Genomic DNA, 12,630 nt, shown 5'->3' with positions numbered 1-12,630 from the left:
GCGCCACTATCACGCCAGGCAAAACTCAGGGCCGGTCGTCGAGCACTTCCCCTTCCTTCACCGTTGGCAAGAGATCGACGCGGCTGATGCCGAGCCAGATCACCATGGCGGTCGCCACGTAAATCGTCGAGTAGGTCCCCACCAGCACTCCGATAATGAGCGCCAGTGAAAAACCGCTGATGGCGGCGCCGCCAAGAAAGTAGAGCGCCAGCAACACCAGCAGCGTGGTGCCCGAGGTCACGATGGTGCGCGAGAGCGTCTGGTTAATCGAGCGGTTGGTGATTTCGATCACTGTTCCCTTGCGCATCTTGCGGAAGTTTTCACGCATCCGGTCGAAAATGACAATGGTGTCATTGAGGGAGTAGCCGATGACCGCCAGCACGGCCGCCAGTACGGTCAAGTCAAAAGGAATCGCGAACACGGAGAAAATCCCAATGGTGAAGAGCACATCATGGATGATGGCGACCACGGCACCGGCGGCAAAACGCCACTCAAAGCGCAGCGCGACATAGATCAGGATGCCGATCAGCGAGAAGAGCACGGCCAGCCCGCCCTGCTCGCGCAATTCCTCGCCCACCTGCGGCCCGACAAACTCCACCCGCCGTAACTCCACCGCGCCATCGGCCTGGGCGCTCAGCGCCTGGAAAATCTGATCGCTGAGTTCAGCATTGACCTCTTCATCATCACGCGGCGCCAGCCGGATGAGCACGTCCTGACGCGAGCCAAAATACTGCACCACGGCATCCTTGAAGCCTTCATCGGCCAAGGCCTGGGTCACGGCCGCCAGCTCCGCCGGCTGCTCATAGCCCACCTCAATGACAGTGCCGCCAGTGAAATCCAGGCCAAAATTGAATCCGCGCACGAGTATTGCCAGCAAAAACAGCGCCATCAGCACAGCGGAAATGGCCACCGCGATGCGGCGCTTGCCGATGAAGTCAATATTGAGTTCTTTAATCAATTGGGCATGCGCCATGCTGTTCTCCGCCGGTGCAGATTCGGGAAAGGTCCTATCACAAAAGCCCTGGAATCAAGGCAAGCTCAGATCGCCAGGGTTTTCACCCGCCGCCCGCCATAGATCAGATTGATCAGCGCGCGCGAGCCCAGAATGGCCGTGAACATGGAGGTGATAATGCCAATGAAGAGCGTGACCGCGAAGCCCTTGATGGGACCAGTGCCAAAGCTGAACAACACCACGGCGGCAATCAATGTGGTGACATTGGCATCGACAATGGTTGAGAGCGCCTTGTCGTAGCCCGCATGGATACTTGCCTGGGGCGAGTTGCCATTGCGAATCTCCTCGCGGATACGCTCGAAAATCAGCACATTCGCATCCACCGCCATGCCCACGGTCAGCACAATGCCGGCAATGCCCGGCAAGGTTAGCGTCGCCTGCAACAGCGACAGCACCGCGACGATCATCACCAGATTGATCACCAGCACCAGATCCGCCACCAGACCAAAGAGGCGATAATAGACCGCCATGAAAATCACCACCGCCATCAGGCCAATCACCACCGACAGGAAACCCTGATCGATGTTGTCCTGTCCCAGACTCGGGCCCACGGTGCGCTCCTCGATGATTTCGATTGGCGCGGCCAGGGCGCCAGCACGCAGCAACAAGGCCAGATTAGCCGCCTCGTCGCTGCTGTCGAGCCCGGTGGTCTGAAAGCGACGCCCGAAAGGCTCCAGAATATTGGCGACACTAATGACCTCTTCGGTGCGCTCGCGCGCCTTCACCGGCTCGCCATCGACCATGCGGGTGACGGCGCGACTGTCGATAAAGACCACTGCCATGGGTTTGCCGACGTTCTCGGTGGTGACATTGCGCATGCGCCGCGCGCCGGGTCCATCCAGGCTGACAAAGACCGCCGGCGAGCCCGACTGCTGATCAAATCCGGCCGAGGCGTCGGTGATTTGATCGCCGGTCACAATCACCCGACGCTTGAGCAGTATGGGTTGACCGTTGCGTTCACGATAAAGAGCCGCCCCCACTGGCACCCGACCCTCGAGTGCATCCTGCACGCTATTTTCCGTGTCAACCAGGCGGTACTCCAGGGTCGCGGTGGCGCCCAACAAATCCTTTAACCGACCGGGATCCTGTGCCCCGGGCAGCTGGACCACAATACGCCGTTCGCCCTGGCGTTGAATAATGGGTTCGGCAACACCCAGGGCATTGACGCGATTGCGCAGGGTTGTAATGTTCTGCTGCAGCGCGAAGCGCTTCACCTCCTCGCGCTGCGCCGGTGGCAAACTGCCAGTCAGATAAAAATCCCCATCGCGCGTGGAAGTTTCAACCGCGAGATTGGAAAATTCGCGCCGGATCCTTTGGGCTGCTTCATCGCGGGTGGCCTCATCCTTGAAGCGCACCTCCACCCGCTCGCCCTCGCGCAACACCGTCAGATAGCGAATCTTCGCCTTGCGCAACTCCGAGCGAATATCGCCGGTATAGCGCTCCAGCGCTTGGGCCACGGCAGCGTCCATATCCACATCAATCAGCACATGGATGCCACCGCGCAGATCCAGGCCCAGGAACATTGGCTGCAAGCCCATGGCATCCAACCATCCTGGCAGATCGGGCGAAAGCGTCAGGGCACTGCGGTAGCGGTCCGCCAGAGTCGCCTGCATCACCTCCAGCGCGCGCAACTGCTCACCCGATGTGCGAAAACGCGCGAGCAGGCGATCTCCCTCCAAGGACTCGATATCCTTGACCGTGACATCGGCATTTTCAAACACCGCGCGAATCTCGGCGATGCTGCCATCATTGATCTCGGCGCCCCGCTCGGCGGTGATTTCAATCGAGGGATCCTGGGAGAACAAATTGGGCAGCGCAAGCACCACCCCGACCAGGACCACGCCCAGAATCAGCAGGTTTTTCCACAGTGGATAATGATTCATCGCAGACTCAGCGCAGATTCAGTCGGTCATTTGTCGAAAAGGAGGCGAAACAGGACAGGCCAGCCACCGCCACTTGCGCAGCCGGGCTCGCTTGCTGACGCTTCGGCAGGACTTGCTTTTGGCGAGAGTGCTTTATCGCTAGAGTTCTTTTAACGAACCTTTCGGCAGCACGGCCTCGACCGAGGGGCGGCGAATTTTGATGGTGACACCATCAGCCACCTCCAACTGGGCAAAGTTGTCCCCGATATCAACAATACGGCCAGCAACACCGCCCATGGTAACCACTTCATCTCCCTTGCTCAGCCCATCGACCAGCGCCTTGTGCTCCTTTTGGCGTTTAATCTGAGGACGGATCATCAGAAAGTAGAGAATGATGATCAGACCAATGGGAAACAGCAGCCCAAGAAAGGGATCAGCCGGACCTGCCCCGCCCTCGACCTGGGCCATGGCATCGGAAATAAAAAAGCTCATGTTCATCGCTCCCCGGCGCGGCGCGCCAGTCAGTAAAAATCAGCCCGCGACTATACCACAGGTTCCTGGACTCCCGGCAGACCCCAAGCCCGCCTGACGCCAAAGCCAAACCGGCATGTGCGCATCGGATTGAGCGACCGATCAAGTCACCAGCATCTTCGACCGCTGCCTGGAACTCGACCCTACCAATGCCTCCCCCTCCGGTCCTCGGCTCTGTGCAGGCTGTTGAAAGTGAAGCATCGGGAGCTCCTCGTTCGGGAATACTGGGATCCCGCGCTTTAACGAATCCCCAGCAGCTTGTGCAACTGCAGGCTCAGCCGCCAGCGCGGGTGAGCCTTGCAGTAGGTCAAGGCTGCCGTGATGTTGGCCGCGCGTTCAGGTCCATCGCAGGGTTGCAAGAAAAACTCATGAAATTCAAGCCGCGCGAACGCATCCAATACCTCGGGCGTCAGTCCAGGCTGCGGAAATACTAGCTTGAGCTCATCGCCGCGCGTCACCACCAAGGGCGCTCCTGCTTTCGGGCTAACGCACAGCCAATCAATCCCGGCTGGCGGTTCGATGGTTCCATTGGTCTCGACCGCGATTTCGCTGCCGCGGGCATGCAGGGCATCCATCAGGGGCCCGTCGAGTTGCAGCAGCGGTTCCCCGCCGGTGCAGACAATGTAAGGCCGTCCATCCCCGCCTGTTTCCGACTGCCAAATGCTGTGCAGATGATCAGCCAGGGCAGCAGCCGAGGCAAAGACACCCCCACCGCGGCCATGAGTGCCACGAAATTCGGTATCGCAGAAGCGACAAATGGCTAGCGCGCGATCCTGCTCGCGCCCGGACCAGAGATTGCAGCCGGCGAAGCGACAGAAAAGCGCCGAGCGCCCACTGCGTGCGCCCTCGCCTTGCAGGCTATGGAACATTTCGTGAATGCTATATGCCATGGGCTAGACACATCACTAGACAGATTGCTTGACCGCAGCGCTGAATCACAGTGCTGAATCACAGCGATGGCAGCGCCAAACCGAGGTCCAGGCTGGCACTCGGGTTGGACTCAAGACGAGCGGAATCTGGCATGGACAAAGTCAACACAGCACCGCGGCCCGGAGTCGGGTTCAGCTCCAGACCATCAAGCTGAGGCAACACACCTGCGACCTGCCCGGCAATCCAGCGCAACAGCTCGCCCACTCCGGGGTGCTCCAGCCCCGGCAAGGCGCTCAGATCATGGTGGTCAAGCCGCGCATACACGGGTTTAAAGAGGGCTTTGACATCGCCGAAATCGACCGTCCAACCCAGCACCTCATCCAGCGGCGCGCCGAGCATCAAACGCAGTCCATAACTGTGGCCGTGCAGACCATGCCATGGGTCCGCCTCGGGCAGCTCGGCAAAACGCAGCGCGCTCTCGAACAACAGGTCCTTCCAGATGCGAAAGCCCTGCCCGTCGTAACAGCAACCCGCCGTGCGCGTTTCGCGCACCACCACCTGACGCAGCCCGGCCAGTTCTGGCGCAAGGCGCTGCCACAGCCACAGGCACAGCAGCTCGCTGGTTGGATTCTCTAGCCCCGGCAGCGCATTCAGGCAGCCATGGTGCAATTGGCCCGCCAGTGGCGCCCAGGCCACATCAAGGCGGTCGTAACAAGACAGAGCCGTGACATCATCCGGCGCGAGATCGGCATGCAGCAGCACCTCGAAGCCATGCCCATGCATGCGCCCACAGGGATGTCCTTCAGGCACATTCGGCAGCCGATGCGCGGCCTCGAAGCGATAGCGCCGCCAGCCGCGTGGCCGCATTCCCGCAATACTGGTCACCCCCTGCCAGGCAGTGCTGCTCAAACCCAGGGCACCAAGTCGGCCCGGGCGCAGGGACTCGGCCAGGCGCTCGCCCAGCCAGGTGGCGATACCCAGATCGCCGGGCTCCGCGATCAGCAGGTTCAGATCCTGATAATCCAGCGCCGCGCTGGCCTGTCGCAGCGCATCGCCCAGGGCACGCGTTTCGGTTCCCGCCCGCGCATCGCGGCGAGCGGTCAGATCGGCATGGACCTTGACGCCAAAACCATGCCCGTGCACCCCGGTCGCGCGATGCCCCGTCGGCAGGCTGGCGAGTCGACGCGCGGCATGAAAGGTCTCGGCGGCGGTGAAAAGCAATGTATCCATGGTGGCGGCCCGGCTGACAGTCAGTGCCTGCGACGTAACGGCAGGCGAGGCGAGGCGAAGCGCACAGGATCGCATAGCGCAGCCGGTTTCGCCTTGCGAGCGCGCAACGGGCCAGCTGGAGGAGCGTTGAGCAGAAACTCGCCTCTAGTGGACGAATACCTTCGCTGCTACAGGGTCATCCACCCCCGCCTCGGCAAATCCCTTGGCCCGCAGCAAGCAGGCATCGCAGCCACCGCAGGGCTGGCCGTTGGCGGTTGGGTCGTAACAACTGAAGGTCAGCCCATAGTCCACCCCAAGCGCCAGACCGCTGCGAATGATCTGGGCCTTGGTCAGTTCAATCAGCGGGGTGTGCAGTCGCAGGCGCTCGCGTCCCTCGACACCAGCACGGGTGGCCAGGTTGGCCATGCGCTCGAACGCGACGATGAATTCAGGTCGGCAGTCGGGATAGCCCGAATAGTCCAGCGCGTTGACGCCGATGAAAAGATCGGACGCGCCCAGCACTTCGGCCCAGGCCAGCGCCATGGATAGAAACACAGTGTTGCGCGCCGGCACATAGGTGGTTGGAATGCCGGCGCCAATCTCGCCGACATCGCGATGCTTGGGTACCTCCATGTCTGCCGTCAGCGCCGAACCGCCAAAGTTGGCCAGGTCGACCGCCACAATGCGGTGCTCCGCTGCTCCAAGCGCCTCGGCCACCCGGGCCGCCGCCTGGAGCTCAATCAGATGCCGCTGCCCGTAGCGAAAGGACAGCGCATGGGGCGCGAAGCCCTGATCCTTGGCAATGGCCAGCAGCGTGGCCGAGTCCAGCCCGCCGCTCAGCAGCACCACGGCGGGACGGGGAGTATCAGTCATCATCAACCTCGTTATGCTCGTCGAAATCTCTCTGCCTTGGCGCTGCGCCACCGGGTCAATTCCAGTGCGGCAATGCCAAATTTGGGTCTTTCATCTGGTGTATCACCGGGCCAACAACCGGGCGCTGGAAAACGAAATTGTGAATTGCTGATTCCAATGCGGACTCTGCTCAAATATCCAAGCTGAGAGACTCATCCGCCCCAACACGGTTGTCGCCATGGCGCTCGGACTTGGTTGGCGCCCGGGTTTTGCCGCTCGCGCCGATCGGCGGTAGCGTCCGCCACAGCAACGGCTGGGACACCGCCTGCCAGCCCCAGCGCAGCCAGGCGAGCAAACGCAGCGCCAGCCACAGTGCCCAGGCCAGCATCAGCAGCCGGTAGGCCAGCATGGGCACCGAGACCACCAGCACCTCGCCCAGTTCCGGGCCGCTACGGTCCAGGTACCAGCGCAGCAACTCGGCGTTGGAGCCATTGCCGGCAATCTGCATGCGCGGTGACCCGAGCAGTCCCTGCTGGATGGCGGCCAGGAGTCCCAGTAACGCCAGCAGGGTCCAGCCGACCAGGGCGATCTGCGCCAAATCGAAACGCCAGGCTGGCATGGTCTCCAGTCGCTGGGGTTCTAGTCGCTGCCGCCAACCAAGCGCCAGCAGCCAGCCGGCCACCAGCAGGCTGACCCAGATGTCCGCCTGACTGAGGCCGATACCGAGCAGCAGCCAGTCGTGCCAGCGCAGGGGTGTGAGGCGCCAGCGCGCCAGCCCCCAGGCAAGCAGCGCCAGTACGGCGAGCACGCTCCAGAAGAGCACCGCCGGCCCGACACCGGCGCCCTGGGTCCAGAGCACCCAGCGGTCGGCGCCGAGCGAAACTTCGGTGATGGCATTGACACTGCCAAGGCCCAGATCCACCGATGCTGGGCGATAGCCCAGAGCGAGCCCGGTCGGCTGATGCCATCCAAGCTCCACCTGCTGCACCCCGGGGACCAGCGGCAAGTCGAGCTGTCGATCCTTGAGCGCCAGCCCGCGTGCCTGGCCATTGATGCGCACGTCCAGCCGCTCGGCGCCGTCTGGCAACAGAATCTGGTGCTGCCCGCCCTGGCTGCTGCGGACTGTTAGATTCAGCCGCGCTTCGCTCGCGCGCCGTCCGGGCTCGAGCCGATAGCGCGTCTGATCCAGCGTCAGTGTCGGGCCAGCCACTGCCAGTGGTCGGACCAGATTCAGCGCCAGTATCTCGCCGGGCCAGGGCCGCCACAGTCTGGCGGGAGCCGCCGCGCCCGCCGCCGTGCCGCCCAGGTCGCAGCGGCCAACCGGAGCGATGCCGGTGGTCTCCAGATGCCAGAAAGGGCTGACACCCAGACACCAGGTCTCGACCAGTCGCGGGTCACCGCTGGCCTGCAATGCCAGGATGTCCGCGGGCGCCAGTCGGGACGCCCATTCCATCTGGCGCTGACCGGGTGCCAGGGATAGCAGCAAGCGATCATCCACCACCTGCGCCTCGGCGCTAGTCACGGCCTCCCCTGGCAACAGGGGCAGCCACAGGCTGATTGAGGTCTCGGCCGGCGACAGGCGTTGCACGCGCGAGCGCAGTTCCCAGGTGAGTCCCAAATGCAGGCTGCGTTCAAGGCGCAGCAGCGGGGTCAGCGCGGGTGCGCTAGAGGCCGAGGGCGCGGGAGCCTCGGTGGCCAAGTCCGGTTTCACTCCAGCATCCGCACCCGCGTTAACGCCAGGCTCGGCGCCAACTTCCGCGCCAGCATCCGTGTCAGCATCCACACCAGCGCTGGTGTCCGGCACAGACACCAGCCGCAGTTGCGAGCCGACCTGACCGTTGGCACGCCGACCCTCGAGTCGCCAATTCGGGTCAAGCTCGGTGGTAACCAGGCGCGGGGCCAGCGGCAGCGGCAGTTCGATGCGCCCGGTGGCGGGAAGCGGCCCGGACAAGTCCAGTTGATGATCGCCCTCGGGCACCGGCACCAGCAGGTGACCCTCCTTGGTGCGGCGCGCCTGCCGCAGCTCGACACCATCGAGCATCAGCTGCCGCGGTGACCAGGTGGACTCACCGCCAGGCAGCGGCAGCGCCCCGGCGGCGCCAGCCGCGACCTCCAGGCGCAGGCGCAATTGGCCGTCGCTGAGCCGCACATGCAGGCGAGTCAGGCTCATGCAGTCCGGCCAGCACTCAGGCGCCGCGAGCAGATGCTCGCGCAGGGCGTCGAGCAGGTTCTGGGGCGGAAAGCTCACGGCGGCTTGCGACATCTCGGCCAGCGGAATGGACGCGGGCACCGCAGGGAGAGGGGTGGCTTGCGATTGGGCTGGCTGCGTCGCCTTGGCCGGCGCGGGCTCGGGCGCGCTCACCGCCCGCACTGGAGAGGGCAACAGCCAGGCGGAGAGGCCAAGCACGGCGATCAAGCCCACAACGCCCAAAGCGGATCCGTGCTGCCGCGAGGACCGACTCGGGGATGATTGGCCCGGGGATGGCTGGCCCGGATGCAGCCCTTGACGCCAAGTCCGTCCGGCATCGACCACCGCCGGCCAGCCACCAGCCAGGCGCAGTGCCAGCAGGGGCAATAGCAGCAACTGCAGACAGGCCAGCAGCAGCCCGACCAGCGGCGGGCGCAGCCATAGACGAATTTGATGATCGGGCGCCACCGGACCCTTGCATTCCAGCCGGAAGGCGTTCCAGGTCCAGTCCGGCACGCCGGCGCCGGTTTGCAAGACCGCGCCAGGGGGTGGCGCGTTCCATGCCGGCGCGGCGGATTTGGCCTTTGCGGACGAATCCGCATAGCGACTGAGATAACCCTCGGCCTCTGGCAGGGGGAGCGCCGATTGAGCGGGCGCCAGCTCCGCCCTTTCGTCCATGACCTGATTCGCCACAACCGCGCCCGCGCCCAGCCGGCTGCCCGGCTCAATGCTCAATTGCGGATAAAGCCCGTCGCGCATCTGCTGCAGCAAAAAGGGCAGCGCGATCAGGACCAGCACCAGCAGAGAGGCGCGGAAGTACCATTGCACCAAGGCGCGTGCACGCCGCGGGGCCTGCTGCTCCGCATCCAAGGGCAAGACCCGCAGCAGCGCGGCGGCGCCCAGCAGATGCAGCCAGACCGCGCGCGGCGCCTCCGCTTCCTGCCAGATCAGTGTCAGGGTGACCAGCGCCAGCAGTCCCCAGCGCCAGCCCCACAGGCGAGCGCAGGCGAGCGCGGCAATGAGCACCAAAAACAAGTCCAGCAGCGACCAACGCGCCAGCCAGGTCTGGGGCAGATTATCGACGCCAGTGACCGCGAGCAGATCCCAACCCGGGGGCAGATAAAGACTGGTCTGAATGCGCTCGAAAGGCACCGTCCAACCGGATGCGGGCAAGCGCGTGCGCAACGCCTCCAGCCGACCATCGGCCACCAGGGACAGGCGCTCGCCGCGCACTTCGATGCCAGTGGGCGCCTGGCTGGTTGCTTCCGGGCTTGCTCGATCGTCTGTTTCGGCGTGGCCATCGGAGTCTCCCTCAAGCTTCTCCGGTCCCGCGGCCTCGTCCGTGCCCGGCAGCCGGGTGATCAGACGCGGCGCGTCATCCACGCGCACTTGCCCCAAGCGCAGCGGCGCCCGGGCATCCAAACGACTCAGGCCGGCCAGTTCACCCTCGATGCGGTCGCGCACACTGTAGCCGCGACCACTGAAATCCAGCCACAGATCGCGCCGCAGGCGCAGCCGCTCGCGCCCGGCGCGCACCGCTGGCAGGGGTTGCAGGACCAGCGCATCTCCAGCCTCCAAGCCATAAGCGGGTAGGCTCTGCCAGTCGGCGGGCAGGCGCGTCTGGCGCGCATCCACCGCCGGCACACCGCCGACCTCGACCTGACGCAGCGGCGAATCTGCGCGAAACGCCCAGACTTCGCGTTCAGGCCAGGGCGCCTCGGCAACAGGCAAGTCGAACCGCGTCGGTTGTCCCGGATACCTCGCCTCGACCTGCACCACCCAACGCCCCGGTCGCAGCTGCAATTGCAGCCGTCCGCGCCGGTCAAGATGCGCCGGCAGCGGGCTGTCGACGCGCAGCGGCAAGGCACCTGGCAGCACGACGCCGTCCAGCCGCAACTCGCGCGGTCGGCCCGATACCTCCAAATCCAGCCGGGTGGTCAGGCGCACCGGCACGCCATCGGCCAGCAGGCGGGTCACATCCAGCGCCAGGGTGTCGGCGCGCGTGGCGGCGCTGTCCGCCGGTCCACTCCCCTCGTCGGGCGTGGCATCGGTCACCACATCCTTGGCGACATCAGGCGCCGCGCCCAGCCACAGCCGCCCGGCGGCATCGATGCGCGGCGCGGCGGTGTCCACCAGCCCAGAGCGCAGCCGCACCTGCGCGCGAACCTCCGGCAACTGCAGCCCGTCGGGCAACCGCGACCAGAGGAAAGTCCCGGCGAGCGCATAGTCACCGGGCGGCAGAAACACAGCGGGGCGTCCCTCGCGCGCCAGCACCGGACGCGGCTCACCATTGACCCGCACTTGCTGCGGCCAGGCTTGCTCATCGCCTGGCAGTGGCACCCAACCGGGGGCATAGAGCCGCCAATCCTGGGTGAAACGCCCACCCTCGGCATCCGCCTCCAGCCGCAAAGTACCCGGCCAGAGACACAGTCGCCCCTGGCTTCCTAGCGCCGATTTAGCGGAAGATGCCGGCGCCAGGGGACAGTCACGCCACTCGGCATCGCGCAGCACCCAGGGCGCCCAAGGGGTGAGTGCCGGGGGGATGGCAAGGCCATCCTGCTGCTCGGCCGCAAGCGCTGGAACCACTTGCAGCGTCGACACCAACCACCCAAGCAGCAGCAGCCTCGGCCAGGTACTCCACTCACGGCGACCATCATGCTTGCTCATGCGAGCGCCCTCTTTGATTCGTTGCCAGGTCCACGACCAGGGACAAAGTGCGAGACTATACTGGGCAGCACCCAGCTTCAACGGCCAATACCGCCCGAATCCCCCGCGCTTGCCACCCGGGGGCAGGCCGATCAGCCATCCGACCGCGAAGGCCGGCATAATAGACCAACATTTCCCAAACAGCCCCCTTGAGGCTCGCGATGAACGAATCACTGGCGGAATTCAACCTCTCCCCTGGCCTGCTGCACCTCAACCACGCCGCCGTCGGCCCCTGGCCCAGGCGCACCACTGAGGCCGTGCGTCGCTTTGCCGAGGAAAACGCCACCCTGGGCTCTAGCCACTATCCACAGTGGCAAGCCACCGAGCAGCGCCTGCGCGAGCGCCTGGCGCGGCTGATCAAGGCGCCGTCAGCCGATGACATCGCCCTGGCCAAAAGCACTTCGGAAGCCCTGTCGGTCATCGCTTATGGAATCGACTGGCAGCCGGGGGACTCTGTTGTCGGCATCGCCGAGGAATTCCCCTCCAACCGCATCGTCTGGCAGTCCCTGGCCGACCGAGGGGTGGAATGGCGCGCGCTCAAGCTCGCCGGCTCCCAGGCGCCCGAGGATGACCTGCTCGCGCTCTGTGACAACAGCACACGGCTTTTGGCATTGAGTTGGGTGCAATATGCGCGTGGCCGACGGCTAAACCTCGAGCACCTCGGTCGCGCCTGTCGCGAACGCGGCATCCTGCTGTGCGTCGACGCCATTCAGGGTCTGGGCGCCCTGCCCTTCGACCTCGAGCGCACGCCGGCCGACTTCGTTGTCGCCGACGCGCATAAATGGATGCTCGGCCCCGAGGGCATCGCGCTCTTTTACTGCCGCCCGGAATTGCGCCCCAGGCTCAGGCTGCGGCAGTTCGGCTGGCACATGGTGGAGCAGATGGGCGACTTCGACCGCGACGACTGGCAAGCGGCCAGCTCCGCGCGCCGCTTTGAATGCGGCAGCCCCAATATGCTCGGCATTCACGCCTTCGAGGCCAGCCTGTCACTGCTCGAAGACATCGGACTGGAGCGCATCGAACAAGGCATCCAAGAGCGCATCGACCATCTGATCGAGCTAATCGATGCCCAGGGCTTCGAACTGCTGTCCCCGCGCGCGCCCGAGCAACGCGCCGGCATCCTGACTTTTCGCGTTCCGGGCGTCGCGGATCACCAGGGGCTATGGCGCGCCCTGATGGCGAACAACCTGCTGTGCGCCGCGCGCGGGGGCGGCATTCGTTTCTCGCCGCATTTCCACACGCCCATGGAGCAGCTCGGGCAGGCGGTCACACTGACCGCCGGGCAGGCATCAAACACCCAGGCGGCCTAGCCCTTCACTCCCCGGCCGCACAGCGCAGATGAGGCGAGCAGGCCCAAAAACCCGACGATTCTGGTACGCTTTCTGGCCGGATCATACCCA

General features: G+C 64.7%; 8 protein-coding genes. 1 reads left to right on the top strand and 7 read right to left on the bottom strand.

Translation table 11 applies throughout. The features are described from left to right. Positions 1-25: 25 nt before the first annotated feature. From secF to Thiowin_RS02655, 7 genes are all read right to left on the bottom strand, one after another. Positions 26-973 (bottom strand): protein translocase subunit SecF, encoded by a 948-nt coding sequence (gene secF / locus Thiowin_RS02685; protein ID WP_328986205.1) that lies wholly within the window; start codon positions 971-973, stop codon positions 26-28. A gap of 65 nt (positions 974-1,038) precedes the next feature. Beyond that, positions 1,039-2,895 (bottom strand): protein translocase subunit SecD, encoded by a 1,857-nt coding sequence (gene secD, locus Thiowin_RS02680; RefSeq protein WP_328986204.1) that lies wholly within the window; start codon positions 2,893-2,895, stop codon positions 1,039-1,041. Between the two features lie 138 nt (positions 2,896-3,033). Beyond that, on the bottom strand, positions 3,034-3,366 hold the full coding sequence (gene yajC, locus Thiowin_RS02675; protein WP_328986203.1) for a preprotein translocase subunit YajC: 333 nt from the start codon (positions 3,364-3,366) through the stop codon (positions 3,034-3,036). A 278-nt stretch (positions 3,367-3,644) separates the two neighbouring features. Then, complete coding sequence (gene queE, locus Thiowin_RS02670; protein ID WP_328986202.1) at positions 3,645-4,295, bottom strand: 7-carboxy-7-deazaguanine synthase; 651 nt, start codon at positions 4,293-4,295, stop codon at positions 3,645-3,647. Between the two features lie 58 nt (positions 4,296-4,353). Continuing rightward, positions 4,354-5,505, bottom strand: a complete 1,152-nt coding sequence (locus Thiowin_RS02665; RefSeq protein WP_328986201.1) for a 6-pyruvoyl trahydropterin synthase family protein — start codon at positions 5,503-5,505, stop codon at positions 4,354-4,356. A gap of 144 nt (positions 5,506-5,649) precedes the next feature. Further along, the gene (gene queC, locus Thiowin_RS02660) at positions 5,650-6,357 is read right to left on the bottom strand and encodes a 7-cyano-7-deazaguanine synthase QueC (protein ID WP_408034259.1); all 708 of its coding nucleotides are present in this window, start codon (positions 6,355-6,357) and stop codon (positions 5,650-5,652) included. 169 nt (positions 6,358-6,526) lie between these two features. Continuing rightward, positions 6,527-11,191 carry a hypothetical protein gene (locus Thiowin_RS02655; protein ID WP_328986199.1) on the bottom strand — a complete coding sequence of 1,555 codons (4,665 nt, stop codon included), beginning with the start codon at positions 11,189-11,191 and terminating at the stop codon, positions 6,527-6,529. Positions 11,192-11,391: 200 nt separating this feature from the next. Between Thiowin_RS02655 and Thiowin_RS02650 the strand changes: the two genes are divergently transcribed. Next, positions 11,392-12,540, top strand: a complete 1,149-nt coding sequence (locus Thiowin_RS02650; RefSeq protein ID WP_328986198.1) for an aminotransferase class V-fold PLP-dependent enzyme — start codon at positions 11,392-11,394, stop codon at positions 12,538-12,540. The last annotated feature ends 90 nt before the right edge of the window (positions 12,541-12,630 follow it).

It is taken from the genome of Thiorhodovibrio winogradskyi (genome assembly GCF_036208045.1).
Lineage (GTDB): Bacteria > Pseudomonadota > Gammaproteobacteria > Chromatiales > Chromatiaceae > Thiorhodovibrio > Thiorhodovibrio winogradskyi.
The sequence above is the reverse complement of the archived record's forward strand: the minus strand, read 5'-3'. Positions and strand labels throughout refer to the sequence as shown.

Excerpts from the sequence above, each read along its gene's own strand:
- yajC (WP_328986203.1), bottom strand. The coding sequence starts at position 3,366 with ATGAGCTTTTTTATTTCCGATGCCATGGCCCAGGTCGAGGGCGGGGCA.
- queE (WP_328986202.1), bottom strand. The coding sequence starts at position 4,295 with ATGGCATATAGCATTCACGAAATGTTCCATAGCCTGCAAGGCGAGGGC.
- Thiowin_RS02665 (WP_328986201.1), bottom strand. The coding sequence starts at position 5,505 with ATGGATACATTGCTTTTCACCGCCGCCGAGACCTTTCATGCCGCGCGT.
- secF (WP_328986205.1), bottom strand. The coding sequence starts at position 973 with ATGGCGCATGCCCAATTGATTAAAGAACTCAATATTGACTTCATCGGC.
- secD (WP_328986204.1), bottom strand. The coding sequence starts at position 2,895 with ATGAATCATTATCCACTGTGGAAAAACCTGCTGATTCTGGGCGTGGTC.
- Thiowin_RS02655 (WP_328986199.1), bottom strand. The coding sequence starts at position 11,191 with ATGAGCAAGCATGATGGTCGCCGTGAGTGGAGTACCTGGCCGAGGCTG.
- Thiowin_RS02650 (WP_328986198.1), top strand. The coding sequence starts at position 11,392 with ATGAACGAATCACTGGCGGAATTCAACCTCTCCCCTGGCCTGCTGCAC.
- queC (WP_408034259.1), bottom strand. The coding sequence starts at position 6,357 with ATGACTGATACTCCCCGTCCCGCCGTGGTGCTGCTGAGCGGCGGGCTG.